At 45.1% G+C, this 25,599-nt stretch carries 22 protein-coding genes; 14 read left to right on the forward strand and 8 right to left on the reverse strand.

The genetic code is table 11. The features are described from left to right. Nucleotides 1–243 precede the first annotated feature (243 nt). Genes ACXAH6_RS18525 through ACXAH6_RS18535 form a run of 3 tightly spaced genes read left to right on the forward strand, consistent with a single transcriptional unit; the run spans nucleotide 244 to nucleotide 3,367 of the window. On the forward strand, nucleotides 244–1,608 hold the full coding sequence (locus ACXAH6_RS18525; RefSeq protein WP_474879262.1) for an alpha/beta hydrolase family protein: 1,365 nt from the start codon (nucleotides 244–246) through the stop codon (nucleotides 1,606–1,608). Next, nucleotides 1,608–2,657, forward strand: coding sequence for a sensor histidine kinase (locus ACXAH6_RS18530; protein ID WP_474879263.1), 1,050 nt, complete (start codon nucleotides 1,608–1,610; stop codon nucleotides 2,655–2,657). The genes ACXAH6_RS18525 and ACXAH6_RS18530 overlap by 1 nt, the downstream gene beginning before the upstream one ends. Further along, nucleotides 2,648–3,367 (forward strand): LytR/AlgR family response regulator transcription factor, encoded by a 720-nt coding sequence (locus tag ACXAH6_RS18535; protein WP_474879264.1) that lies wholly within the window; start codon nucleotides 2,648–2,650, stop codon nucleotides 3,365–3,367. Before ACXAH6_RS18530 ends, ACXAH6_RS18535 begins: the two co-directional genes overlap by 10 nt. Here ACXAH6_RS18535 and ACXAH6_RS18540 read toward each other — a convergent pair. Further along, complete coding sequence (locus tag ACXAH6_RS18540) at nucleotides 3,345–3,956, reverse strand: IMPACT family protein (RefSeq protein WP_474879266.1); 612 nt, start codon at nucleotides 3,954–3,956, stop codon at nucleotides 3,345–3,347. The genes ACXAH6_RS18535 and ACXAH6_RS18540 overlap by 23 nt on opposite strands. Before the next feature lie 285 nt (nucleotides 3,957–4,241). On the opposite strand from ACXAH6_RS18540, the gene ACXAH6_RS18545 reads away from it, so the two are divergent. Next, nucleotides 4,242–6,827, forward strand: coding sequence for a sensor domain-containing phosphodiesterase (locus tag ACXAH6_RS18545; RefSeq protein ID WP_474879267.1), 2,586 nt, complete (start codon nucleotides 4,242–4,244; stop codon nucleotides 6,825–6,827). Here the strand turns inward: ACXAH6_RS18545 and fghA are convergent. Together fghA and ACXAH6_RS18555 are read right to left on the reverse strand one after the other, a co-directional pair. Further along, entirely contained in the window at nucleotides 6,784–7,620 is an 837-nt protein-coding gene (fghA, locus tag ACXAH6_RS18550) for an S-formylglutathione hydrolase (protein WP_474879269.1), read from the reverse strand. The genes ACXAH6_RS18545 and fghA overlap by 44 nt on opposite strands. A 69-nt stretch (nucleotides 7,621–7,689) precedes the next feature. Beyond that, complete coding sequence (locus tag ACXAH6_RS18555) at nucleotides 7,690–8,811, reverse strand: S-(hydroxymethyl)glutathione dehydrogenase/class III alcohol dehydrogenase (RefSeq protein WP_474879271.1); 1,122 nt, start codon at nucleotides 8,809–8,811, stop codon at nucleotides 7,690–7,692. A 151-nt stretch (nucleotides 8,812–8,962) separates the two neighbouring features. Between ACXAH6_RS18555 and ACXAH6_RS18560 the strand changes: the two genes are divergently transcribed. From ACXAH6_RS18560 to ACXAH6_RS18580, 5 genes are all read left to right on the forward strand, one after another. Beyond that, complete coding sequence (locus ACXAH6_RS18560; RefSeq protein ID WP_474879272.1) at nucleotides 8,963–9,853, forward strand: LysR family transcriptional regulator; 891 nt, start codon at nucleotides 8,963–8,965, stop codon at nucleotides 9,851–9,853. A 54-nt stretch (nucleotides 9,854–9,907) separates the two neighbouring features. Beyond that, entirely contained in the window at nucleotides 9,908–10,477 is a 570-nt protein-coding gene (gene mobA / locus ACXAH6_RS18565) for a molybdenum cofactor guanylyltransferase (protein ID WP_474879274.1), read from the forward strand. An 84-nt stretch (nucleotides 10,478–10,561) separates the two neighbouring features. After that, nucleotides 10,562–11,311: an SDR family NAD(P)-dependent oxidoreductase gene (locus tag ACXAH6_RS18570; RefSeq protein ID WP_474879275.1), complete on the forward strand. Its 750-nt coding sequence runs from the start codon at nucleotides 10,562–10,564 to the stop codon at nucleotides 11,309–11,311. Between the two features lie 28 nt (nucleotides 11,312–11,339). Continuing rightward, nucleotides 11,340–12,182 carry an amidohydrolase family protein gene (locus tag ACXAH6_RS18575; protein WP_474879277.1) on the forward strand — a complete coding sequence of 281 codons (843 nt, stop codon included), beginning with the start codon at nucleotides 11,340–11,342 and terminating at the stop codon, nucleotides 12,180–12,182. A 119-nt stretch (nucleotides 12,183–12,301) separates the two neighbouring features. Next, nucleotides 12,302–12,937 (forward strand): RpiB/LacA/LacB family sugar-phosphate isomerase, encoded by a 636-nt coding sequence (locus ACXAH6_RS18580; protein ID WP_474879279.1) that lies wholly within the window; start codon nucleotides 12,302–12,304, stop codon nucleotides 12,935–12,937. A gap of 130 nt (nucleotides 12,938–13,067) precedes the next feature. On the opposite strand, the gene ACXAH6_RS18585 is transcribed toward ACXAH6_RS18580, so the two are convergent. Both ACXAH6_RS18585 and ACXAH6_RS18590 read right to left on the reverse strand, forming a co-directional pair. Continuing rightward, nucleotides 13,068–14,252, reverse strand: coding sequence for a mandelate racemase/muconate lactonizing enzyme family protein (locus tag ACXAH6_RS18585; RefSeq protein ID WP_474879281.1), 1,185 nt, complete (start codon nucleotides 14,250–14,252; stop codon nucleotides 13,068–13,070). 38 nt (nucleotides 14,253–14,290) lie between these two features. Beyond that, nucleotides 14,291–15,058 (reverse strand): class II aldolase/adducin family protein, encoded by a 768-nt coding sequence (locus ACXAH6_RS18590; protein WP_474879282.1) that lies wholly within the window; start codon nucleotides 15,056–15,058, stop codon nucleotides 14,291–14,293. A gap of 5 nt (nucleotides 15,059–15,063) precedes the next feature. On the opposite strand from ACXAH6_RS18590, the gene ACXAH6_RS18595 reads away from it, so the two are divergent. Both ACXAH6_RS18595 and ACXAH6_RS18600 read left to right on the forward strand, forming a co-directional pair. Next, nucleotides 15,064–17,076 (forward strand): DUF885 domain-containing protein, encoded by a 2,013-nt coding sequence (locus ACXAH6_RS18595; RefSeq protein WP_474879283.1) that lies wholly within the window; start codon nucleotides 15,064–15,066, stop codon nucleotides 17,074–17,076. A 5-nt stretch (nucleotides 17,077–17,081) separates the two neighbouring features. After that, nucleotides 17,082–18,065 carry an LLM class flavin-dependent oxidoreductase gene (locus ACXAH6_RS18600; protein WP_474879285.1) on the forward strand — a complete coding sequence of 328 codons (984 nt, stop codon included), beginning with the start codon at nucleotides 17,082–17,084 and terminating at the stop codon, nucleotides 18,063–18,065. A gap of 22 nt (nucleotides 18,066–18,087) precedes the next feature. On the opposite strand, the gene ACXAH6_RS18605 is transcribed toward ACXAH6_RS18600, so the two are convergent. Then, complete coding sequence (locus ACXAH6_RS18605) at nucleotides 18,088–18,456, reverse strand: MerR family transcriptional regulator (RefSeq protein WP_474879286.1); 369 nt, start codon at nucleotides 18,454–18,456, stop codon at nucleotides 18,088–18,090. 74 nt (nucleotides 18,457–18,530) lie between these two features. Here ACXAH6_RS18605 and ACXAH6_RS18610 point away from each other — a divergent pair, with 74 nt between their 5' ends. Continuing rightward, the gene (locus ACXAH6_RS18610) at nucleotides 18,531–19,391 is read left to right on the forward strand and encodes an alpha/beta hydrolase family protein (protein ID WP_474879288.1); all 861 of its coding nucleotides are present in this window, start codon (nucleotides 18,531–18,533) and stop codon (nucleotides 19,389–19,391) included. A 37-nt stretch (nucleotides 19,392–19,428) separates the two neighbouring features. On the opposite strand, the gene ACXAH6_RS18615 is transcribed toward ACXAH6_RS18610, so the two are convergent. Next, nucleotides 19,429–20,538: a hypothetical protein gene (locus ACXAH6_RS18615; RefSeq protein ID WP_474879289.1), complete on the reverse strand. Its 1,110-nt coding sequence runs from the start codon at nucleotides 20,536–20,538 to the stop codon at nucleotides 19,429–19,431. 218 nt (nucleotides 20,539–20,756) lie between these two features. On the opposite strand from ACXAH6_RS18615, the gene ACXAH6_RS18620 reads away from it, so the two are divergent. Then, complete coding sequence (locus ACXAH6_RS18620) at nucleotides 20,757–22,649, forward strand: putative bifunctional diguanylate cyclase/phosphodiesterase (RefSeq protein WP_474879291.1); 1,893 nt, start codon at nucleotides 20,757–20,759, stop codon at nucleotides 22,647–22,649. Nucleotides 22,650–22,667: 18 nt separating this feature from the next. Here the strand turns inward: ACXAH6_RS18620 and ACXAH6_RS18625 are convergent, their stop codons facing one another. Further along, complete coding sequence (locus ACXAH6_RS18625; RefSeq protein WP_474879293.1) at nucleotides 22,668–23,471, reverse strand: type 2 periplasmic-binding domain-containing protein; 804 nt, start codon at nucleotides 23,469–23,471, stop codon at nucleotides 22,668–22,670. 331 nt (nucleotides 23,472–23,802) lie between these two features. Between ACXAH6_RS18625 and ACXAH6_RS18630 the strand changes: the two genes are divergently transcribed. Continuing rightward, complete coding sequence (locus tag ACXAH6_RS18630; RefSeq protein WP_474879295.1) at nucleotides 23,803–25,434, forward strand: response regulator; 1,632 nt, start codon at nucleotides 23,803–23,805, stop codon at nucleotides 25,432–25,434. Nucleotides 25,435–25,599 lie beyond the last annotated feature (165 nt).

Here is a 25,599-nt window from a genome sequence, read left to right on the forward strand (position 1 = left end):
GACGAGCACACAATACGGAACTACGTTGAGCATCAAGGTCGGAAGGATTCAGATCAGCTCCGAATGGAGCTGTAACCGATAGAACCCCGGGCATGCCCGGGGGAATCTATTGTTTTTGATATATGAGACAGACCAATAACCACTCATCCGCAAATTCAACCGTTGGTCATATTTCCCACCCATTTTCTATTCCTTTGGCACTATTACTATCTCGATACCGCACTTAGCACAGAGGTTTAGGCCATGAAATTATGCATACTATTTATCATAATGACGATGAAGTTTTCTTTTGCTCAAGCAAATGTTGTCGCCGGAGATTGGCATGGTAAATTAGAAATTCAATCGGGATTTTTCTTGCCGCTTGTTCTTCACTTGGTTAACGACGAAGAGCAGTGGCAAGCAACTTTAGATAGCCCAGAGCAAGGTGCTTTTGGGATTAACGGGATTGTAGATTCAGCCAAAAGCACGAGTATTCAACTCCGATTCCCTACTATTAACGCGAGCTATAGTGCGCAATTAAAAGATGGCAGGTTAACGGGCAGATTTTCTCAGGGAGGCGGGACTTTACCCTTAACGCTAACACGACAAAGTGAGGAGCAAAAAGATAAAAGTTCATTGGCGGTGATGCGTCCTCAACAGCCGGCTCCCCCTTTTAATTATTCAGTTGAAAATGTTCGATTTTCCCATGAGTCACAAAGTTTCGAGTTCGCGGGTACTTTGACAAAACCTTTTGGTAAAGGCCCTTTTGCTGCAGCAATACTCATATCTGGTTCAGGGCCGCAGGATCGCGATGAAACTATATTGGGGCATAAACCTTTTTGGGTATTAGCTGACACATTAACGCAAGCTGGGATCGCTGTTCTAAGGTTTGATGACAGAGGGACGGCACAAAGTGGCGGTGAATTTTATGGTACAACATTGGAAGAGTTCAGTTCAGATGTAGCGAGTGCCTTTAAATATTTACGTGAACACCCAGAGATTGATGAAACAAAGATTGGGCTTATTGGTCACAGCGAAGGCGGCGCAACAGCGCCATTATTTGCTGCTCGCGAGCCAAGTGTGGCATTTGTTGTTCTCATGGCGGGGCTAGGGGTTAAAGGCGCTGATATATGGGCACAACAACAACGAGATTTAGCAGCAGGTTACGGTGTCGCTAATGCTAACGAAGTGGGTGATTTTATGGCCGACGTGGCGCAGTTTGTTATTGATAATAAATCGCCTAACTTCATTCACCAAAAAATGTTGGACTTTGGTTATTCAAAAGCGAATGCTGATACATACACAAATTTGATAGCCAATTCGTGGGGCAAGAGTTTTCTCTCTTATTCACCAGATAAGGTGTTGCCAAAATTAACCATGCCTGTGTTAGCAATTAATGGCGATAAGGATATTCAAGTGGCGGCGGCTCCCAACCTCGATGGAATACGTTTGCTATTTGAACAAGTAAAACATGATGATGTCACAATAAAAGTGATGTCGGGGCAGAACCATTTGTTTCAACATGCTGAAACTGGCTTGCCTGATGAATATGGCAAGATAACCCAAACAATAGCACCTGAAACCTTGTCGCTGATCAGCGATTGGATTGTTCAACGTATGGAAAAGTAATGATTAAACCCTACTGGCGGTATCAAATCCTTGGTTGGGGCATATTGTTCTTACTGGATATATCAAACAAGCTATTGGTTGGGATCACAGACCTTCCACTATTCGGTGCTGTGTTTATGCTGTACGGCATAGGGTTTGTTGTTAGTCATTTAATGCGCATATGCTATCAACAATGGCGTAGAAAAGGGCTTGTGCTAGTGATACCGGGTATTATTGTCACCTCCTTTGTAGGGGCAATAGTAACGGCGAGCGTATTGGTCGGCACCTTAATTCTTATTCAGCACCCTTTAATCAATGTAGCAAAAGACGCACTACACCTATTGTTTCTGCATAACTTTATTATCTTGAGTATTGTATTAACGATTTGGAGTTCTCTATATTTTTTAATTACTCGACAGCGCAAAGTTACTGAACTTGAGAGCACACAAATAGAGTTAGAACACACGCTCCATCAGGCACAACTTAATGCATTACTGACACAATTAAATCCTCATTTTATATTTAACTGTATTAATAACATTCGGGCACTAATTTTGGAAAACCCAAGTAAAGCTCGGGATATGTTAGCGAATTTGGCAGATATGCTTCGCTATAATTTACAAACAGACGCCAGAGAAAAAACGCCCTTATCATCTGAATTACTGATTGTAGATACTTATATAGCCTTAATGAAAATGCAGTATGAAGAACGGCTAAAGTATGAGTTATCTATTGAAAAAACGTTATTGGAAAGCGCCTTAGTTCCTAGGTTAATCTTACAGTTACTTGTCGAAAATGCCATTAAGCACGGGGTGGGTAAACAAGCAGACGGTGGCAGCATAAGAGTAGACATAAAAGAAGATGAACAACAGTTATGTATAGTTGTTGAGAATCCTGGTGTGTTTACACCTGGTACAAAAGGAATTGGTATCAATAATATACGTGACAGGCTAGCGCTTTCATTTTGTGATAAATACACATTTACGTTGGGTCAAGAAGGTGAATCTGTCGTGGCAAAATTGCAATTTCCGTTAGAGTTTGATGAATCACGTGGTGCATCGTGCGCGTAGTCATCGTTGAAGATAGTCGATTGGCTCGACTCGAGTTATGTGAGCAGCTATCTCAAATACCTAATGTTACGCTAATTGGACAGGCTGATACGGTTGATAGTGCGGTCGAATTAGTCAACGTCAGTCAACCTGATTTACTTTTACTGGATATCGACCTTCCCGGTGGTACAGGATTTGAAGTACTAGCGCAACTAAATGAAATCCCGCTTGTTGTGTTTACCACTGCATTTGATGAATTTGCCGTTCGGTCATTTGAGGTCAATGCTTTAGATTATTTACTCAAACCCATTACTTATGTGCGGCTTACGCAGACCATCGAAAAAGCAAAACAACAAATTGCACTGATGAAGCCGTCTGGCGAGCCAACGCATGCGTTAAATAACAATAGCCAGCTACTAGTCAAAGAGGGTGAGCAGTGCTGGCTAATAAAACTGAAACAAGTACAGTTGTTCGAGTCTATAGGCAATTATACTCGTGTTTATTTTGACCAACACAAGCCCCTACTGAATAAATCCTTGTCGCAAATTGAGTCGCGATTGCCTGAGGCGGATTTCTTTCGCTTGAACCGTAGTGAAATAATTAATTTAAGCTTTATAAAAGATATTCAGGTCACTATGAATGGGCAGTGGGAAGTAGAAATGGAAAACGGCAGAATATTGGTACCTTCTCGTCGTCAAACCCAAGCGTTTAAACGGCATTTGTCTTTGTGAGTTTTACTGTAGCTTGCAGATTAGCTGCACTTTCCTGCAATGCTTGTACGTGTTGTTCGGGCAAAGCCAGATACAGAGTCACACCTTGTTGATATTCACAATGCTCAACTTGCCCCGCATGTTGTTCTACAAAATGACGAAAGAACTGCTCGTGGCGAAATTCAGTGCATATCTGTACTGGTGTTAAAAGCACATGTTCAACAACAGGTAATTGTTCCATTGTTTGCTGTGCCGATGCCGAGTAGGCACGTACCAAGCCTCCTGCACCTAACTTAATCCCACCAAAATATCTACTTACTACTACCATGACATCACCCACGCCTTTGTGTTGCAGGACATTTAGTATGGGTTTACCCGCAGTGCCACTGGGTTCGCCGTCATCTGACATAGCCGCACTTTGGGGCGAGAAGGGATTCCCAAGTAAGTAAGCCCAACAATGATGCCGTGCATCGGGGTAAGTTGATTTACATTCTGCCAATAAAGTCATTGCTTGCTCTCGGTTTTCTGCGAGGCCAGCTCTGGCGTGAAATAAGCTTTTTTTTACTTCGAATGTGGTTTCGAGTATTTGAGAAGGAACAGGATACGTCATGCCGAGCAGTATACGCGAAATTGTGCAATGTTGGGAGTACAGACTAGGCGGGTTATTTGTTTTTTAAGGGTTGTTATTTATACCTAATGGTAGGCTGCATGGATATGATTAAATAAACCAATATTTGATTTAGCATTAATTACGCCAAGAGCTTTTGATTTAAATGTGCAATTGATTGTGCATTTGATTTCAGTCAATTTTTGTTTTGTGGTACTTTGATAATCTCCACAACCTTCATGCATTGTGTTCTCAACAATTTGCTTGGTTTCTCTGGGAGCCTGTCTTATGGATCCAAATAGCACTGGACTGTTCTTATACTTTTTCCCCGCATTTTTACTGAATGTCATTGTATGTGCGTGGTTGGGGTATTGTACTCACCGGTTGCCTTTACGTCGTCGACTCAATGTCTTGTTGCTTTGTGTGCTCGCCATCGCTTATCAGGTGGCAACGTGGGGGTATCACAGTGCGGCCGACGTTGTGGTTGCGCTTTATTGGCTGAAATTTCAAATTGCGATATCGCTAATCGCCATCCCTACACTGTATACCGTGTTGATTGCGTGGGTTGATAACCGCTTTTATCAGCGTTTAGTTATGCCAATATATTTTGTGGCTTTGGTGCTTTTTGCAGTTAATTTACTGTCACCTGCCACGCTTGTATTCTCTGAAGTACAACAATTACAGCATTATCAAGTGTTTGAACAAGGAGCATTAAATGCCTTGGTCGGCACATCGTCGGTATGGCGTTTGGCCCTGTTAGTATTTGTACTGGGGTTGTTTGTGTTGCAAATGGGTGTGGTGTCAGACGTTGCCCGTTCAGGAAGAAAGGCGCTGGCGTATGCGTTGTTGGCCGTTGTACTAATACAATGCATGGTCACTATTTCAAACCGCCTCAGTGGGTTAGACATACTACCCGATATCTGGGCTGCGGGTATGCCATACATCATTCTTTCGTTGTTGTTGTGTATTAATATTGCTTTGTCCTTTGCGTTACAGGTTGAATTGCTCGACAAAACATCGAGTCATAAAGTGCAATTGGAGGCGGCTATCACTCAGCTTGCACGAGGTGTACGACAAACTGGTACTGAGCAGTATTTTCATGAGATGCTCAAAAGTTTGTATGCCTTGTTCGGCGCTAAATATATTTTGATCGGGGTAAAGGACGAGCTAGCCAGCGTTCCTACCATCCAATCTAAAGCGATGTTGGTTGAGGGAAATCCGGGCGGTTCGATGCGTTATTCGCTTAAAAACACCCCATGTGACAGTGTGATGCGCAACGACATTTGCGTTTATCAAAATAACGTAGATGTACTTTTCCCCGAAGACAAAATGCTGTCTGAGTTTGGTCTCAAATCATACATTGGAGTGCCTTTTGTCGATGACGATGGCATTTCGGGTTTGTTGGCCTTATTGGATGATAAGCCCATTAAACCTGATCACAGAATGATTGAAACCATAGAGGTGTTTGCGGCACGAGCGGGCGTTGAGATTCGTCGCGAGCAAATGGAGTCGCGATTACGCCAAATGGCGTATGTTGATTACAGTACGGGCTTGCCTAGCCAGATGCGTTTATTTGAGGAAATAAAACGCACCTACGCGGAGAACAAAGCCAATAGCACCCAGTCAATGATGTTGTTGTTTGATTTAGACCGATTTACTGAAGTGAATCGTCACTTTGGGTATGACATTGGCGATGAAGTGCTACATGAACTCGGCGCGAGAATTACCCTGTACGGCAACGAGCAAATTTTTGTGGCGCGTAACGCTGGCGATGAGTTTGCGGTAATTATTCGCGGGTTAGTGTCGGCGTCGGACGACATATTACTACAACACTGGCATGAAATTAGAAATATTATTCAACGGCCTGTTGAAGTGAATGGGGTTGAAGTGGTCATGGACTGTTGTATGGGGGCGGTGTGTTATCCGGTGCAAACGGCAAACCGTTATGATGTGATTCGCGCAGCAGAAAGTGCTTTGCAATCGGCAAAACAGGAAGGGCCGGGGCACTATAGTTTGTTCGACCCACAGCAATTGGCCAATCTTGACCGTCAGCGAGCCATTGAACACGGGCTAATTCAAGCGTTGGATACGCGGTCACAGCTCAATATGGTGTATCAGCCTAAAGTGGATGTGAATGGGCGCTGTGTAGGAGCTGAGGCGCTCATACGCTGGGCTCATCCTGAAGAAGGGTTTATTTCTCCCGCAGAGTTTATCCCTGTGGCGGAAAATTCAGCCTTGATTATTCGTTTAGGCGAGTGGGTAATTCAGCAAGTGTGTAAGCAAACACGTGCATGGATTGAAGAAGGTGTGAATAGTGATATTCGCATTGCGATAAATATTTCAGCAATCCACTTTTCTCATCACAGCTTCTTACCTTACTTGTTCAAAACCGTAAAACGCTATGGCATTAGTGCGAAGAATATTGAGCTAGAACTCACTGAAACCGGCTTATTGAACAATATTGCGCTGACCGTGGATAAACTCAAAGTATTGATGGCAAGAGGGTATTCCATTGCACTGGACGACTTTGGAACGGGGTATTCGTCGCTGTCTTATTTACAGGAGTTGCCACTGAATGTGCTCAAAATTGATAAATCATTTATTGATAAAATTGACGATGATAGCTCTCAGGAACTCATCAAGTCGATTATTCTGATTGGTAAGCATTTAGGCTTGGCGATTATCGCTGAGGGTACGGAAAATGCCGAGCAGGTCGACAAACTGACGGTGATGGGCTGTGAAGTTTTTCAAGGGTATTATTTCAGCCGCCCAGTGACGGCGGCTGATTTTCTTACTTGGATCAGCGGGAATAAAGCATCCCGCCCCAGTGTTAGTTTAGATACTTCGCGTGGAATTGAAGGTGTGCTTCAATAAAGCTCGCGATGAAGTAATAACTGTGGTCGTAACCATCATGGCAGTTGAGCTGCGCCGGAGTGCCCATTTTGTCCACTACCGCGACCAAATCGTCATAGCGTAATTGCTCGGCTAAAAAGTTGTCGTCGTTACCTTGGTCAACTTTTAATGGCAAATCACATGCTTGTGTAAGTAATAGCTCACAGGTGTCATATTGTTTCCATGCGTTGCGATCATCTCCTAAATAAGCGGTGAAAGCTTTTTCACCCCAAGGGCATTGTGTCGGATGCGTGATAGGGCTGAATGCCGAAGCAGAAACGTATTTGTCTTGATTCTTTAACCCTATCATTAACGCGCCGTGGCCACCCATTGAGTGCCCAGCAATGGCTCGTTTATTGGTTACTGGAAAGTTGGCTTCAATCAATGCTGGAAGTTCGTCAACCACGTAATCATACATGTTGAAGTGCTTGTTCCATGGCGCTTGTGTAGCGTTTACGTAAAAACCCGCACCTTGGCCTAAGTCGTAGCCATCATCATTGGCTACGCCCTCACCTCTGGGGCTGGTGTCGGGTGCCACAATCGCAATACCCAGTTCAGCCGCCATACGTTGCGCGCCTGCTTTCTGCATAAAGTTTTCGTCGGTACAAGTCAGCCCTGAAAGCCAATACAGTACTGGTACTTTTTGGCCGGTTGCGGTTTGAGGGGGTAAATAAATGGCGAATCGCATTTCGCAATGTAATACCGAAGAGGTATGGGTATATTGCTTGTGCCACCCGTCGAAGACTTTGTTGTTACTGACATTATTCAGTGCCATTTTCAACTCCATAATCTTGCAAAACCGAGCACGACGTACCTGTGCTCGGCATGGTTTTATTGTGCAGAATTAATAGTGAATTACGCTGCGAATACTTTTGCCTTCATGCATTAAATCGAAGGCTTCGTTGATCGCTTCTAGCTCCATGGTATGGGTAATAAAATCGTTTAGTGCGAATTTACCCGCTAGGTAGTCTTCAACAATACCGGGTAGCTCAGAACGACCTTTTACACCACCGAATGCAGTACCACGCCACACACGACCTGTGACCAACTGGAAGGGGCGCGTTGAAATCTCTTGGCCAGCGCCAGCAACACCAATAATCACTGATTCGCCCCAGCCTTTGTGACAGCATTCTAATGCGCTGCGCATCACATCAACATTACCAATACACTCAAAGGAGTAATCCACGCCGCCGTCTGTGAGTTCTACAATCACTTCTTGAATCGGTTTGTCGTAGTTTTTAGGGTTAATGCAATCGGTAGCGCCGAGCTTTTTCGCTAACTCAAATTTAGATTCATTGATATCGATGGCAATAATACGACGCGCTTTAGCCATAGTGCCACCAATGATCGCTGACAAACCAATACCGCCTAATCCGAAGATAGCGATGGTTGCGCCTTCTTCTACTTTGGCAGTATTCATTACTGCGCCCATACCTGTAGTGACACCACAACCTAACAGGCACACTTCTTCTAGTGGTGCTTCTGGGTTGACCTTAGCGAGCGAGATTTCAGGTAATACTGTGTATTCTGAAAACGTTGAGCACCCCATGTAGTGGAAAATTTCCTGTCCGTTGCAGGTAAAACGGGTTGTGCCATCAGGCATTAAGCCTTTACCTTGTGTCGCTCTTACGGCCTGACACAAGTTAGTTTTACCTGATGTGCAGAACTTACACTCGCCACATTCGGCCGTGTAAAGAGGGATAACGTGGTCACCTACTTTCAAACTGGTAACGCCTTCTCCCACAGATTCCACAATGCCACCGCCTTCGTGACCTAAAATAGAGGGGAAAATACCTTCAGGATCTTCACCTGATAGTGTGAATGCGTCGGTATGACACACACCAGTGGCGACAATTTTTATACGCACTTCGCCGGCTTTTGGCGGCGCTACTTCAACTTCTTCGATTTTAAGTGGCTCATTTGGCCCCCATGCCACAGCGGCTTTACACGTGATTACGTCTGACATAACAGCTCCCTAATAAATAGATAAATTGAAGCGAACTTCTCTTACGATGTGTCATTATTGTAGCTAACTCTAATTTGGTAATAATCACTGTTTCATGTAAATCACTTTTGCAAATATGCAATAATAGCGGTGTTAAGCGAGGAGAGTGAATATGGCGAATTGGGAAGGGGTGAACGAATTTGTTGCCGTGGTAGACAATAACAGCTTTACCCATGCTGCAAAGCGATTGGGGCTATCGACAGCGCAGGTCAGCCGTTCGGTTGCGGCATTGGAAAAACGGTTGGGCACTAAGCTACTTACTCGTACTACTCGTGTGGTGTCGCCCACAGAGGCAGGCCAAACTTACTATCGACATTGCAAGCCTATTCTCGAAGAATTACAGGCGGCTGAGCGAGTGATTACTGACTTACAAGCCAAGCCACACGGGAAGCTCTTTATCACGGCGCCAGTTACTTATGGAGAGCAGAAAATTGCCCCCTTGGTGAACGATTTTGCTATGGCGCATTCTGAAGTTGAAGTGAGAATGCACCTTACTAATCGAAAAGTCGATTTAGTTACAGAGGGCTTTGACGTAGCGATTCGTTTAGGCAAGTTGGAAAACTCCAGTTTGATAGCACGCAAGCTGGCTAGTCGCGCTATTTATACCTGCGCATCTCCCAGCTATCTAGCGAAATATGGAGAGCCGCATTCGCTGTCTGAAGTCCATCATCACCAGTGTTTAATGGGCACAGCTGAATATTGGCATTTTCAATCACAAGGCAAAGACTGCCCCATCAAAGTGTCTCCGCGTTTGCGCTGTAACAGTGGTACCGCTTTGATTGATGCAGCGTTGAAAGGTATGGGGATCATTCAACTTCCCGATTATTACGTCACACCATACTTGGAAACCGGCGAGTTGGTGCAAGTGCTGAGTCAATTTAGAGTCGAGGATGAAGGGATTTGGGCGGTGTACCCACATACGCGTCATTTATCACCAAAAGTACGGTTGCTGATAGACACTTTGGTTCAAGGACTGACTGCTACTGAACTGAAAACTTGGTAATTTTTGGCGATCAGGAGTATTGTGATACTGGGTAGTAAGAAGGAAATCACCAGTATGCAAGAGTTATTACCGTTTGATGGCGTAGTGCTTGCGGGGGGCCAATCTTTGCGTATGGGGCAAGACAAAGCGCTGTTGCTGCGCGGCGACGAAAGTATGCTCAGTTTCACGGTAAGGCGTTTGCTTGAAGCTAACGCCAGCAAAGTGTGGGTAAATCGCAATGCCCCGCTACCAGAGGGGCTCGAGGCCAAAGTCGTGACCGATTTGATCGCAGATCGCGGCCCGTTAAGTGGCTTACATGCGGCGATTGAACGAGTAAATGATACTCCTTTGTTGTTCGTTCCTGTCGACTTACCTCAACTCACCGCAGAAACCTTGTCCGAGCTTGTGCGATTCGGGCAACAAGAAAGCGCAACTGTGTTTTTTAAAGGCCATCCATTACCTTTGTACATTCACAACCCTAAATTGGTGCTGCCAGAATTGGCGCGTCGTTTAACCGAACACGCAGGTTTGTCGGTGATGGGGTTCTTAGAGGCTATTGGTGCGGTGCCCATCGACTATGCTAATGAAGTAGCGTTAACAAACTGCAACACCCTCGAAGATTGGAAAAATTGTTCATTTCGTTGAAATATTATACGCCTGAGTCAGTGTGACTTGCTTTTATGTTATTCCTTGGCATGCTAGCCATAATGCAATTCTTTAGGTTTAGTTATGCAACACGCAATGCCCGTCTGTGTGGTAACCGGTGGTAGTGTCGGAATTGGTTTGGCAATTGTCGAAAAGTTTACTGCCGAAGGTTATCAAGTATTTAATTTAGATCTTCAAGGCTTCAATAATAAGATTGAACATGCACATCACTGTGCGTGTGATGTGAGCAATGTTTCTGAAGTTCAGAGGATTATTGAACAAATTAGTCAAAATACAGGTCGCATTGATGTGTTGGTGTCGAATGCTGGCATTCATTTTTCTGCATCAATAGAAAATACCAGTGAGGCAGATCTCGACCGCGTGTTTGGTATTAATGTAAAAGGTGCTTACGCAGCGGTAAAAGCGGTAGTTCCTGTGATGAAAGCACAGCAACGTGGCGCCATTGTATTGATGTCGTCTGATCAAGCATTTGTCGGTAAAAAAAATTCATTCGCGTACAACCTGAGCAAAGCTGCTTTGGCATCTATGGCGAAAACAACGGCGCTCGATTACGCCGAGTTTGGCATTCGAGCGAATGCGGTGTGCCCCGGGACTATTGAAACGCCGTTATTTCACAACGCCATCGATAACTACGTGAGCAAAAGCGGTGCCGACAAAAACGAAGTACAAGCCGAAGAAGCCGCCTTACAACCGCTCGGGCGTTTAGGGCAGGCCGATGAAGTCGCCGAGTTAACCTACTTTTTAGCTAGCGATAAAGCCAGTTTTATCACTGGCAGTCTTCATGCTATCGACGGTGGTTACACCGCTCAATAGCTATTGTTGTTGATGTTAAGGAAGTCGCATGCAAGTTATCGATCCCCATGTTCACCTGTTCCATTTACAGGAGGGGGATTACCATTGGCTCAAACCAGAAAATGAGCCAGATTGGCCTGACAAAGCTAAAATTCATCAGAGTTTTACCGAATCAGATTTGCACTTATCAACGCCACTAAGCTTGGCGGGCTTTGTTCACATAGAAGCGGGTTTTGACAACGCCAAACCGTGGCGGGAAATCGACTGGCTTGAAAGTCATTGTCAATTGCCATTGCGTACCGTTGGCGCGATTGATTTGTTGTCAGCCGATTTTGACAGCCACATAGAGGCACTGCTACAACGCCGTTCTGTGGTTGGTGTGCGACACATTCTTGATGGTGATGCGGCGGCAATCCTTCGGCAGCCCGAGGTTGTAGAGCGGTTTAAAGTACTGGATCGCCAAATGTTGAGTTTTGACGCTCAGCTATATTTGTCTGATCCTGATGCAGTACGTGCTTTGCTCGATGTTATGGAGCAGTTGCCTGGCTTGCGGATTATTTTAAATCATGGGGGCTTACCACCACGTTGGCGCACGCAGAAATACGACTGGTTTCAAGCCATTCAAGCCTTATCAACTCACCCTCAGGTCGCAATAAAGTTGTCTGGATGGGAAATGGCTAAGCACGATTGGAAGGACGAGTGGTTTCATTGGGTGTTACAAGACACCATGGAAGCATTTGGTGAAAACAGAGTAATGTTAGCCAGCAACTTTCCTTTGTGTACCTGGACCAGTAGCTATCAAGATTTATGGACGCGGTACGCGTCAAATATCCCCTTGTATTTTGGCAATCGCATGTTTTTTCACAATGCGGGCCATTGGTATGGTTTTTAAATTGCTGGCATCGCCAGCAACTGTTTCATATATGAAACACGCCGAAAAAAAACGACGCTTTAGGTTTACTCAATCATGATAACGCCCCATGGTTTGTGCATTGCGCGAGGAGGACATGAATGAAAATCGCATTAATGAATGAATTTAGTCAAGCTGGCAAAAACCCTGAGGTGTTAGCCCAGCTTGAAGCTGTGGCCGATGAACAAGGCCATCAGGTATTTAACGTGGGAATGAACGGTGACAATGACCACCGGTTAACCTACATCCACCTTGGTATTATCTCTGCGTTGTTATTGAATGCGAAAGCGGTAGATTTTGTTGTGGCGGGTTGCGGCACAGGGCAGGGAGCGTTAATGTCGCTGAATGCTTATCCTGGTGTGACTTGCGGTTATTGTATTGACCCTGCGGACGCTTACTTATTTGCTCAGATTAACAATGGTAATGCCCTGTCTATCCCCTTTGCTAAAGGTTATGGTTGGGGTGCAGAGCTTAATATTCGCTACATGTTTGAGAAGGCCTTTACTGGCGAAAAGGGAATGGGTTATCCACCTGAACGCCGTGAGTCTCAAGTGACCAATGCTGGCATTCTTGACCAAGTAAAAGCGGCAACGGGTAAGTCGGTGTTAGACGGCTTAAAAGCCTTAGATCCTGAGTTAGTGAAGCAAGCTGTAGGTGGCCAGCGCTTCCAAGCGTGTTTCTTTGAACACGCACAAGACCAAGCATTAGTGTCTTTTGTTAGATCGTTTATCGAATAAGATTTTTTCGAACGGGTTTTTAGCCTAGTTGGAAAATAAGCACCACAAACAAAAACGCCCTCGTTGTTACAATCGAGGGCGTTTTTTTATCGGTTATTACCGTTATATTGGCCGTTATATTGCCGCTAAATTACTTCAGTGCAGTCACACTCATATTTGGCGAGCGATAAACAATTTCATCATTTAGCTCAATGCCAAGGCCCGGCTCTTCAGACACTTGAATAAAGCCATTTTTAGGTTGTGGATCTTGTAAGCACAATTCACGGTTCCACGATTTGGTGGCGTAAGTGTGGTGCTCGTGGATCAGGAAGTTCGGGATCGCCGCTTCTAAGTGCAAGCTAGCTGCCGTAGCAACAGGGCCGCCGCATACGTGTGCCTGAACTCGTACGTCGTAAATATCGGCGTAGTCACATACTTTCTTCGCTTCGGTAAAGCCGCCACACAAGCCTACGTCGGGTTGCAATACATCGAGTGATTGATCTTCTAAATACTGGCGCACGTCCCAACGGTTGTATAAACGTTCACCACCAGCTATAGGCGCATTCACGCGCTTGGCCACTTTGTCGTGTAGTTTTGCGTTGAGGTAATTAACCGGCTCTTCGTAATACATACAGCCAATTTCTTCAACGATTTCACCGAGCTGAATGGCGGTAGTGGCACCTGGTAAGCTATGACATTCAAAAATAATGTCACCTTCGTCGCCCATCACATCGCGAATAGCTTGAAGACGAGACTTGAACAGCTTCATGTCGGCACGGCTAATGATTTTAGTGCGATCAAAATGGGTGTTGCCTTGCATATCGTAAACGATAGGGTCAACTTTAACTGCCGTATAGCCTTCTGCCATGGCTTTTTCAGCAGCACGAGCATATTCTTCTGGCTTCACGAGTTTAGTGATTTCTTTGTCCCAGTCGAACTGCAATTGGCTGGCGTAACAGCGCAAGTTGTCGTTGCATTTGCCGCCCAATAATTGATAAACCGGTAAGCCCAAAGCTTTGCCTTTGATATCCCAAAGCGCGGTATCAACAGCACTCATGGCGGCATAAATCACAGGGCCGCCGCCTAATCCCCAAAAGCTCTCGCGTAGCATCTTGCTCCACAAAAGTTCGGTTTGCATTGGGTCCCATCCAATCAGGATGTATTCGGCAATTTCTTTAATCATATGCGCAGCAGCACTGTGACCCCAGTCGTAAGCTAGGCCAGCTTCACCTACACCGGTAATGCCTTCATCGGTGTGAATACGCACGAAAACTGGATTCCAAGGTGGGCGCTCTGGGCAATGAATATCGAATATTTCTACTTTAGTAATTTTCATTTTTTATTTGTCCTGAATTAACAGCGTCGAGCCAGACGCTATTCACAAAATGATGGATCGAGTTTATAGGCACGGCGCAACATGGCTGGCCATGCTATTTGTCCGCCTGTTTCACCTGAATGTACCACATTGGCTTGTTCGTATATGCCATCAACAATGGGCTGAGGAATTTCGATCACATCTCCTCCGCTTTGCATTAATGCCAATTGAATATCGCATGCGCGTTCGAGATCATAAAAACGCATAAAGGCGTCGCCGACAGTTGGGCCAACCGTTAACCCGCCGTGATTGGGCAGTAACATATGATTTGTTGTGCCTAAGTCTTGCTGCAAGCGTTTTTTCTCTGTGTCGTTTACGGCTAAACCTTCGTAGCCATGGTAACTTAATGAAGGCAGTGAAAATAGTGAGTACTGACTCCAAGGCTTTAACCCACCTTTTACCGACGCTATGGCGATTGTGGCTTTGGTGTGCAAATGGATCACGCATTTGGCGTCTTCACGCACTTCGTGAATCGCACTGTGTATAGTAAAACCGGCGGGGTTAATTTGATACGGCGAACCGTCTAGTATATTGCCAGCAAGGTCTACTTTGACCAAGTTTGATGCTGTTACTTCGTCGAATGCTAAGCCAAACGCATTAACAAGGTAGTGCTCGGTTTCTGGCACCTTGGCTGAGATATGGGTGTAAATTAAATCTCCCCACCGCATATCGGCGACGAGTCGATAACAGGCTGCGAGATCAAGGCGGGTCTGCCACTCTTCTTCCGATACTTTACCTTTTAAACTAAAGCTTGGTAATTCAAACACCTGACATGGCCTTTCGTGATTTAGGAAATGGGCTACACACTACCAAAGCCCTTAGCTTTGCTCAATATCGCTTTGTGCTTAGTCATACTCAATTTTCACTACAATGGCATAGAGTATTGACCGACATCACGAAAATTCCAGATCAACAACGTCAAAAAGCGGTAAAACTGCGGTATTTCGCTACCATATTGGTTGCGAAATACCAGCGTTCGCGGCATGGTTGTGAGCAAATAAAAACGTATAAAAGAAGGAAACACACAGTGGTGAAGTTAGCAAAAGCGACCTCTCGACTTTCGGGTGCATTAATTTTAGCGATGAGTGGTGCGGCATGGGCCAGTGACACCGATGATGCATTTGAAAAAATATATCAAACTGAATGGGAATGGCGTCACTCTCAGCATACTGCCGATGAAGACAGTATCAGCACCTCGGTTCCCGATTCTCTTCCCGATGTGAGTCTACCAGAACAAGCACGCAAGTTAGCCTATTGGCAAGACGTGATGGGCAAACTTAACGGGCTTGATTTGAATGACTTGTCTGATGAAAACCAAATTAACTATGAAATCTACAAATATCAGATTTCTACCCTGATCACAGATCAAGAATTCAAGACATTTGAAAAGCCATTGTTAGGCGATACGTCATTTTGGGGCAACATTAAATACCAAGCTGATCAGCGCATGTATAGCGAGGCAGATTATCGCAATTACATTAAATGGTTAAACGATATGCCGCGTTATTTCGACCAGCAAATTAGTAATATGAAGCTAGGTTTAGCGCGCCAGTTTACTTTGCCAAAGATTTCGTTGAATGGCCGTGAACAAACTATTATTTCAGTCACTGACGCACCCAGTGTGGAAGACAACGTTTACTATCGCCCTTTTACTCGTTTCCCTGCCACCTTTTCAGAAGCGCTTAAAGCGGAGCTAAGTAAAGCGGGTAAAGCCGCGATTGAAAACAGCGTGATCCCAGCCCATGAGGCGTTGTTGAGCTTTATGGTGGATGATTATATTCCGGGGTCTATCGAGTCATTGGCGGCTTACGATTTACCCGACGGTAAATCTTATTATCAAACACGGATCAAAAAATACACCACGCTAGATTGGAGCGCGGAGAAAATTCACGAAATTGGCCTGCAAGAAGTGGCGAAGATCCGTGATCGTATGCATAAAATTATGCAAGAAGTGGAGTTTAAAGGCGATTTAAAAGCTTTCTTGGATTTCTTGCGCACCGACCCGCAGTTTTATGTGACTAAACCACAAGACTTACTCGATCGTGCCGCGTGGACTGCAAAAGAGTTTGATGCAGTTGCCAGTGATTATTTTGGCCGTTTACCGCGTAACCGATTTGCGATTGTTAAGGTGCCTGATGATATCGCCCCTTATTACACCGCAGGTCGCGGTGGTAAAAGCACCTATTGGGTGAATACCTATAACTTGCCTGCGCGTCCTTTGTATTCCTTGCCGGCGCTAACACTACACGAGTCTGCACCGGGCCATTCATTCCAAATTTCAATGGCGTCTGAAAACGACGATTTACCCGATTTTCGTCGCAACACCTACATTTCTGCCTATGGCGAGGGCTGGGCGTTGTACACCGAAAAGTTAGGTGAAGAAATGGGCATGTATCACACGCCGTATGAAATCTTTGGCATGTTGAGCTATCAAATGTGGCGCGCGTGCCGCCTAGTGGTTGATACCGGTATTCACGCAAAAGGTTGGACGCGTAAACAGGCACAAGACTTTATGGCGGAAAACACAGCGCTTTCTATTCACGAAGTGACTACTGAAGTCGACCGTTACATAGCCTGGCCTGGCCAAGCCTTGTCTTATTACTTAGGGCAAATGGCCATTGAAGCCGGTCGTGCAAAAGCGGAAAAGGCTTTGGGAAGCGATTTTGATATTCGCGCTTTCCACGACATGATTTTGAAACTAGGCTCTGTGCCTTTGTCGGTATTGGACCAACAAATCGATAAGTTTATCGCCGATGGGGGCAAAAGCCCTTACGCGAAGGGTTGATTGATATGCTTTCTACAGTGCCGCTTTCTATATTAGACCTTGCTCACGTGCCTGAAGGTATGTCGGTAGGTGAGGCCTTAAAGAAGAGCAAAGCAATTGCACAGTGTGCCGAAGCCGCGGGTTATAAACGACTTTGGCTGGCTGAACACCACGGTATGCGAGGTGTAGCGAGTGCGGCAACCGCTGTGTTGTTGTCGCACATTGGTGCCGCAACCAGTACTATTCGCATTGGCGCGGGTGGGGTAATGCTACCCAACCATGCGCCCTTGGTGATTGCCGAACAATTTGGCACCTTGGCAGAGCTTTACCCTGATCGCGTTGATTTGGGGCTAGGCCGTGCACCAGGTACTGATATGATGACAGCGCGCGCGCTTCGTCGAGATATTCACGGTGATGCCGAGCGCTACCCACAAGATATCGCTGAGTTACAACACTATTTTAGTGATGAACAGCACCAGCAAGGTGTTATTGCAGTGCCTGGTTTAGGCACTAACGTGCCGCTGTGGTTGTTGGGATCTAGTCTTTATTCAGCCAAACTCGCTGGGCAAATGGGGTTACCGTATTCGTTTGCCTCACACTTTGCACCTGATATGTTGTTTGATGCAATTAGCTTATACCGCGCTAGTTTTAAACCTTCTGAACAGCTCGACAAGCCTTATGTGTCAGCAGGGGTAATGGCGGTGATCGGTGATGATGACAAGCATGCCAAGTACCTGATGACGTCGGTACAGCAGCAGTTTGCAAATTTGCGCCGCAACGCGAACCAGCCACTGCCTAAGCCCGTTGAAGATATTCGCTTTGCCTTGAATGAAATGGAGATCAGAGCCATTAACCACACGTTGCGCTACGCGCTGGTTGGCAGTGCTGAGGAAGCGCGAAGTCAGCTCGCTGATTTTGTTAAAGCAACAGAAGTGGACGAGGTTATTGTGTCTTTTCCAATCCACGATCCTGCATTGTGTTTGCGAGCTATTCAAGCGCTCGCTGATTGACAGTTAAATATCGCCAGATAACTCACCCGCGAGACAATTGGTGTTTTTCTTCACACAGTCCCGCGAGTGCGTTGTCTATTTCTTGTTGGATTAATGCGAGTTGGCTGATCTTTTCGTCTATTTCTCGGCGTTTTTCACGCAACAACTTGGTCATTTCTTTGGGCGTAAGCGATTGTTTGTACAGCAACGCACTGAGGCTTTTTATTTCCTTTAATGTAAAGCCCAAGTGTTTCGCACGGGTGATGAGTTTCAGTTGATTCACTACCTTATCGTCGTAATGTCGATAACCATTATTGGCGCGAGTAGGAGCTGAAATGAGCTTCTCTTTCTCATAAAAACGTATGGTATCTTTGCTGAGTCCCGTTGCCTCAACCACGGTTTTCATTTGCATGACTATCACTGCTTGACTATGGAGTATACTCCATAGTTTAGACTGCATTTATCGTTATTTACAGCTTGTCGATTATGCTCATAGAATTTGAAACTCGTGATGGGGTACTGCTCAAAGGTTATTGGTTTGAAGCGAAAGCGCCTAAAGGTGCCGTGCTCGTTAACCCAGGTACTGCTACTCAAACCCTTTTTTACAAACGCTTTTGTGAGTTTTTGGTCGCGCACGGTTACCATGTGATGCTGTGGAATTACCGCGGTTTTTGTGAATCAAAAGCAGGCAGTTTAAAAGGCCAAAACTACTTGTTTTCTGACATTGGCCGTTATGATATTCCGGCTGCAATTGATGAAATACAATCTCGTACACCCAGCCATTTACCTATTTTTTGCGTGGGGCACAGCGCGGGCGGGCAACAATTCGGTTTTGCCCACAATGCCCATGTTATCAAAGGCTTGGTTACGGCGGGGGCATCGGCGGGTTACTTCCCCGATATGCCGTTGAGTTATCGTATAAAGGCGTATTTCTTCTTTCGTTGTTTTGCTCCCGTCTCTCAGTGGCTAACCGGTTATGTGGCAGCAAAGCGCTTTGGATTTATGGAAGATATTACCGGAGCACTTGCCAAAGAGAGGAACGGTTGGTGCAGTGAACGACACTTATTTTTTGCCGAAAAGTACTACGGTAAAACCGTGAGTGAAGGGCATTACAAAGCGCTCCCTATGCCAGTTCATGTGATCAGTGCTTGTGATGATGAAATTAGCACGCCAAACAATATTAATAATTTCTGGCAGCATGTGAGAAGCCAGTTTGGTATTACCTTTAAACAATACTCAGCAAGCGCTTCACCGGAGAAAAAGATTGGTCATTTTGGGTACTTTAGGCGCACCAACACTCATATTTGGCAAGATATTTTGCAGCAAATTGAGCGCTGGAACGCCTAAAGGCATTTCGTTGCAGTTGGTATTGTTTGTGTAAGGACTATTGTTGGGGAATGCGGTTCTCGTATTCCTTCCAATTATCCAGAAGTTGTTTAATCACTGCGTGGCCAGCTTGGTATATTGCTTCAAAAGCAGGTTCACTGCCCAGTGACTCGTCGCCCATCGTATCGGCTAAGTGTGTACCCGGAGGCGGCATGCAGTAGTTGCTAGCGCCTTTGATCAATAGAATACGGTTGTAGTCGAGTAGACCTTGTTCACTCATTCGCTTCATGGTGCCAACAAACGCAGCTTGCTCCATAGCAGTTGTATAAAATTCGGCGCGGTTTTGCGACCACATTGCCACAAAGTCACGAGCCCAACGGGTGCGGCCTGGGCCATGCCAATAGCGAAGTGACGACAAGGTTCCCCCTTTTAAAATCTGTGGCGGTAATTGCGCGGCGTCGAAGCCCGTATATTGTTCGCGATACGCTTTCAGTGCAGGCGAGTCTTTCAGTGTCACTTGCTTTTTGGACAACTGATACGCCCATTCGGTTAAACCGTGATTTAATTCATAATCCATGGTGTAAGTGAGTGTTGCACCGCCCCAACCACCGGCGTCGGCCTCTTTGGTTGGTAAGGTATTGGGCTTGTTTGTGCCAATGGCATAGAGACCATAAGGCCAGTCTTTAGGCGTGTCTTCTGGTGCGAGTTCGCGCATTGCGTCACCGTCGATAATGTGCGATGACCACACCGCACTGGCAATAGAGCCCATTTTAGGGTCGATCCCGGCGATACCATTGATGATCCAGTATGTATGAGAAAAATCAAAACGCGTATCGAGCAGCAGTGCCATGACCATTTCACTGCATACAATTGAGGTAACATAACCGTCTGCTGGTCGGCTACATACAGAGCCATAAACACCTTGATTATTATAACGAATCACATGAGGAGCGCCTTTTACGGTTAGCGTGTGGTTGAGGCCTTCACCTTCTACCCACTTTTGGTATTCGCCAGGCGCATCGCCAGTGTCTTCTCCTACTTCAAAGCTGGATAAAATCATGACTTTAGGCGCGATTTTTTGTTCCGTATTGGTGTTGGCTAAACAAGGTAACGCAGATAAAAAGGCAAGCAATCCGGCAGCCCAAGATAAACGACTTCTTTGGTTCATGTATGTTCTCTGAATAAGTGTGATTAGGAAGGCAATCGACTTTTATTGTTGTTTTGTCGGTAAAGGCAACATACGTGGTTTGTGCGAAACAGCAAGCCCTAACACGGCCAAATACCCTAGGTTGGCGATACGTCATGCTGAGTGTCGGTTTTTGGATTCAGTAGTGGAGATAGTGACTTAATGGTATATTGAATGCTGACTACAGCTTGGCCGTGAATATGGATAAATACAATCAGCTCCATAGTGATAGCGAACCTACTGCAATCGATACCTTAGGGCGTGTTCGCCGGCGCAGGTTGATGCAAATATGCGGTGTGAGCGCGCTTGGGCTGTTAGTGTCTGTGTTTGTTGCTCGGGGAATTGCATTGACTATTTTTTCTTCGGGCTTGGTCAGTCTTGTGGTGGCGTTTATTCTCGCTTATCGACACAGGCCACAGGCTTCTTCCTTTGTGCTACTGGCATGTATGTCTGCCATGTTGTTCGCTTTTGCTTTAGTCGGGGCGGGCCTATTCGACATCGCTATCATCGGCTATCCGTGCTTGCTTATATTTGCTGCTATCTTAGGGGGCGTGGGCCTGTTTTCCACGTTTTTGGCCTTTACCATTGTGCAATGTGCTCTCTTGGTGTGGCTTATTCTTGAGGGGCATGTTGTACCTCACTCTCCCAAAGTGAGTTGGGAACACCTTATTTTTGTTCAGGTGATTTTCATTATTACTGGCTTTAGTGTTTATGTATTAGTGCGCGATATCAAAAAATTGATGGTGTCGTTGCAAAAAGAAAACGAAAAAGTGCAGTTAAGCCGCGAGCAAATTCAACACCTTGCTCACCACGATCCTCTCACTCATTTGCCAAATAGGTTACACGGCGAGCTGTTGTTCCAGCAATTGATGGAACACAGCCAAAGCAAACAAACTCAACTGGCATTGTTGTTTTTAGACCTCGATAATTTTAAGCCCGTTAACGATGCACTCGGCCATGCCGCGGGAGATATTTTGCTTGAAGAACTGGCTAACAGGCTCAGCCAGTTATTGGGTAAAGGGCAGCATTTGATACGTTTTGGCGGGGATGAGTTTTTAGTACTAACGCCTTGTTCAGCCAAAGGTGAACATTGCGACGTATTAAACGACTTTGTTACTACGTTACTCGGGCAATGTGCACAAGCGTTTGACGTGCTGCAAAATCGAGTTGTGGTGTCGTCTTCGATTGGTATAGCCATTGCTCCAAAAGATGGTGAAAACTTCAAAGAGCTATGTCGCAAAGCCGATATCGCCATGTATAAAGCAAAGCGCGATGGCCGTAACACCTATTGCTACTATGAGCCAGAACAAGACGCATTAAGCGAAGAGCGGTTTACATTGTTACAAAAGTTACGCACAGCGGTACAAGAGCACGCGTTTACCTTGCACTATCAGCCTATTGTTACGCTTACAACGGAAAAGCCTATTGCCGTTGAGGCTCTATTGCGTTGGCCGCAAGATAACGGTGTTATGATTGGCCCAGACCGATTTATTCCATTGGCCGAAAGTGCGGGCGTAATCAATGAATTAGGACGTTGGGTTGTAGAGCAAGCGTGTCTATTTTGCGCAGCCCAGCGGCGTAACGGTTTGACTGAATTGCGAGTGGCTGTGAACATTTCAGCCCTCCAGTTTAACGATGGGCATCTTAATGATGTTGTTCAGCATGCTTTAAGTCAGGCGAATTTACCGCCCGAAGCACTGGAGTTAGAGCTAACAGAATCGCTATTTTTAAATGAGTCTCGCCTTATTTTACAACAGCTTTCAGCGTTAACCTCCATGGGGGTAACCCTTGCGATTGACGATTTTGGAACTGGTTATTCCAACTTAGCGTATTTGCGACGCTTTAATGCAACTACGTTAAAAATAGATCGCTCATTTATTCAGCCTCTTACTCAAGATGATCACGATGTCACTCTAGTACAAGCTATTGTTCACATGGCAAGCAGCTTAGGCATGCACACAGTGGCAGAAGGGATAGAAGATGACGACACCAAACAATTGTTGTTAGGTATGGGGTGTGATTACGGCCAAGGTTATCTGTGGTCAAAGCCGGTCGCAAGCGAGCAAGTTTCTGCTCTGTTAACTGCGCTGTAAACCACCGTCATTAAGGCGTTAATGTGGCTGATAGATGATTGATTGGTAATTAACTTCAATATTCTGACACGAATCGGTGTGGGTAGGGTTAGACAACTCAATAATTTCTTTGTTAACGAGGTATTTCTCCGACATATCGTAAAAAGCTTGTTGTTTAAGAATGTCGGTAAACTCGCCAGTTTTTACCATAACATTAAGGCCATCGATCAAGCGGTTGGCTAGCTCGTCATTGCTTTTATTGACGTAAAGCACATAGTACAACGGATAGTGAATGGCAAAACGCTTATCAATTTCAAACTCGCCTATGTCGCCAAATAAGGCTAATTCTGAATCGACTTCAAGCGCACTTCTTGGGTAATAATCAGCAATATTTGCCGCAACTGCACGGTAGCCTGAACTTCTGTCTGTGGCTAAAAGTTTAAAGCCGTGATGTTGTAATATGTCGTAGTCTACCCAGCTTTGAAATTGCGCGGCGACCATCTGCTTTATATCAGTGAGGGTATCTGTTTTCGCCAGAGCGTTAGACCCTTTGCTCACAACAGCCACTCTATACCCAAGTAAGCCGCCGATTAACGGGATCGGGATTTCGCGATATTTTTTTACCCGTTCAGTGGTGCAGACACCAAATGCCACGTCATTAATACCCACAATCAGGTTGCGTAGCTGCCGCTCTTCCTCTGTGCCTTGTTGAGCAAACACCACTTCGACTGGGCCATATTTATATTCACTCGCGTCCAGCGCTAAATTTACCGTGTTGAGCAAGTAATCGGTTAGCGGAGACTCAATAGTAAAAATGGGAATATTAACAGTGGTTTTTGCCATGGACAGAGACGGAAACAACCCTATTAAAACAGCCAAAAGTATGCGATTAATTGGTGAATACTTGTTCATGCAGAACCAACAGGTAAAGTACTAACTTTTTATCCATAAAGTTATACACTAGCTCGACATTACACATTTAACAACTCTCTAACACCTGTTCAGTGACTTGGATCAATCTCATCCTTGGGTGAGAAACACGTTAATCTGGCTAATATAGCGAGCCGAGATTGCAAAGCCGCAATGGCGGTGATAATTTCAATTTACAGAGTAGTAGATTTGAACGACACAAGGTCTAGCCAAGGTGTTGTGTTAACCACAAAAGGATTTGGCTGTGTTTGATATTCCTGCCCCTAAACCTACCGATGAATTAAGTGCGATCATTATTGATCAGCAAACCTTAGTGAAAGACGCATTAAAAAGTGTGCTGTTTCAAATTGGGGTTAATAACGTACGAGCGGTCAGTGGCGCGAGTCGAGCACTGGCTGAGTTCAAGAAACAAAGCTTTGAATTGGTATTTATTGCGTTTGATTTAAATACTGACAAAGACGGCTTTCACTTACTGGAAGAACTGAAGTTAAACGGGCATGTAAGTAAATCGACTACGGTTATTTTTCTCAGTGCAGATACCGACCCAGCGTTAGTTCATAGTGTTGTTGAACTGCAGCCCGATGACTTTTGGACCAAACCCGTTGATGCCAGCCGAGTTAAGCAACGTCTCGTGAGTATATTGGAAACACGACGCGCGCTGTATAAACCTTTTTATTGCGCAGACAAACAAGCTTACTCACGCGCAATCTACTACGCCGAGCGTTATATTAAGGAAAGCCGCTTTCAAGCCTATTACCCTAAGCTTCAACGCCTGATTGGAGATAGCTTGTGTAAAATGGGCGAGTTTTCAGATGCCGAGACTTTTTATCATCAATTGCTTGAGCAAGTAGACTATGGATGGGTACATATTGGTTATGTGTATTGTTTACTTAAACAGCATAAAGCCGACGAGGCAGAGCAACACATAGGGTTACTGAAAACACGTAAAGATACGCGTTTTACGGTTTACGACATGCTGGCAAACTACTTTGTTGAAGAAGGTCAGTTTGAGCGCGCATACGAAGAAATAAAACATGCCAACCAATTGGCTCCCCGCAACATTGAACGCAATAAACGCTCTTGGGATCTCGCCCGTTTAAATCATGATGAGCAAGGTCAGTACAACGCAACTTTGCAAATGGCCAAGTACGCCAAAAACTCGATTCATGATTCACCGGACCTCACTTTAAATGTGATTCGCGCTGGAGTTGACCTAGCAACGGTTGGTTCGGGCGATGCTGCATTACCACTTCTTTATAAAGTCGAAAAACAAGTGAATGACTTACGAGGCAGATATGGGCGGGAGTTTGACCTGAAGCTCTCCATTGCCGAGGCCAGAATGTTAGCTATTCGAGGGGACAAACAGCGAGCAGACAAATTATTACGGTCGTTAAATATCCGGCAAATGGACGCGTCATTGGAAGACAATATGGATGTGGTGAAACTACTGCATTCGTTGGGCCACAGAGAAGATGCCGTATCTTTACTACGTGACACACAACAGCTCGTAACCGGTGATTCTTTCTCTAGTCATATTTTGTCTCATTACCTTGAGAGAGAAATAAAAGACCGTGAGGAAATTCATTTTACGCCCAAAGAGTTATTAGAAATGGCATCGACTCATTATAAGAAGAAGCGTTTTCTATCCGCATATAAAACTCTCGATAATGCGTTTCATTTGTCACCGCAAAACCCAAATATCGCCATTAATATCTTGAAAGTTTTGGTTGATTTGAGTCAGACGTCGACCATAGAAGAAGATCAAATCAAGGTACAAACGCGCTGTTTCAATTTATTGGAAACACTCAATATTGCTGCAGAGCAAAAAAAACGTATTGAAAAATACAAAGCTCTGCTGACAACGGAAGCCTTGTAAAAGAGAGAGCAACGGCCTTACAGTTCGTCAGTAAATGTTATTATTTGTATGCTTTTTGTCAGTATTTTTTACATTTCTCAATTATGAAATTAACACCCGGGTTCGACGTATATAAAAATAACTTAATAAACAAACATTTATTGAGTTACTTTTGTGTTGTTTTTT

The sequence above is a fragment of the Alteromonas sp. ABE4_545 genome (assembly GCF_056161325.1).

Coding starts and splice junctions, on each gene's coding strand:
- ACXAH6_RS18585 (WP_474879281.1), bottom strand. CDS start 14,252: ATGAAAATTACTAAAGTAGAAATATTCGATATTCATTGCCCAGAGCGC.
- ACXAH6_RS18555 (WP_474879271.1), bottom strand. CDS start 8,811: ATGTCAGACGTAATCACGTGTAAAGCCGCTGTGGCATGGGGGCCAAAT.
- ACXAH6_RS18570 (WP_474879275.1), top strand. CDS start 10,562: ATGCAACACGCAATGCCCGTCTGTGTGGTAACCGGTGGTAGTGTCGGA.
- ACXAH6_RS18610 (WP_474879288.1), top strand. CDS start 18,531: ATGCTCATAGAATTTGAAACTCGTGATGGGGTACTGCTCAAAGGTTAT.
- ACXAH6_RS18615 (WP_474879289.1), bottom strand. CDS start 20,538: ATGAACCAAAGAAGTCGTTTATCTTGGGCTGCCGGATTGCTTGCCTTT.
- ACXAH6_RS18620 (WP_474879291.1), top strand. CDS start 20,757: ATGGATAAATACAATCAGCTCCATAGTGATAGCGAACCTACTGCAATC.
- fghA (WP_474879269.1), bottom strand. CDS start 7,620: ATGGCACTGAATAATGTCAGTAACAACAAAGTCTTCGACGGGTGGCAC.
- ACXAH6_RS18595 (WP_474879283.1), top strand. CDS start 15,064: ATGGCCTTTCGTGATTTAGGAAATGGGCTACACACTACCAAAGCCCTT.
- ACXAH6_RS18605 (WP_474879286.1), bottom strand. CDS start 18,456: ATGCAAATGAAAACCGTGGTTGAGGCAACGGGACTCAGCAAAGATACC.
- ACXAH6_RS18625 (WP_474879293.1), bottom strand. CDS start 23,471: ATGGCAAAAACCACTGTTAATATTCCCATTTTTACTATTGAGTCTCCG.
- ACXAH6_RS18530 (WP_474879263.1), top strand. CDS start 1,608: ATGATTAAACCCTACTGGCGGTATCAAATCCTTGGTTGGGGCATATTG.
- ACXAH6_RS18525 (WP_474879262.1), top strand. CDS start 244: ATGAAATTATGCATACTATTTATCATAATGACGATGAAGTTTTCTTTT.
- ACXAH6_RS18580 (WP_474879279.1), top strand. CDS start 12,302: ATGAAAATCGCATTAATGAATGAATTTAGTCAAGCTGGCAAAAACCCT.
- ACXAH6_RS18575 (WP_474879277.1), top strand. CDS start 11,340: ATGCAAGTTATCGATCCCCATGTTCACCTGTTCCATTTACAGGAGGGG.
- ACXAH6_RS18540 (WP_474879266.1), bottom strand. CDS start 3,956: ATGACGTATCCTGTTCCTTCTCAAATACTCGAAACCACATTCGAAGTA.
- ACXAH6_RS18545 (WP_474879267.1), top strand. CDS start 4,242: ATGGATCCAAATAGCACTGGACTGTTCTTATACTTTTTCCCCGCATTT.
- mobA (WP_474879274.1), top strand. CDS start 9,908: ATGCAAGAGTTATTACCGTTTGATGGCGTAGTGCTTGCGGGGGGCCAA.
- ACXAH6_RS18560 (WP_474879272.1), top strand. CDS start 8,963: ATGGCGAATTGGGAAGGGGTGAACGAATTTGTTGCCGTGGTAGACAAT.
- ACXAH6_RS18600 (WP_474879285.1), top strand. CDS start 17,082: ATGCTTTCTACAGTGCCGCTTTCTATATTAGACCTTGCTCACGTGCCT.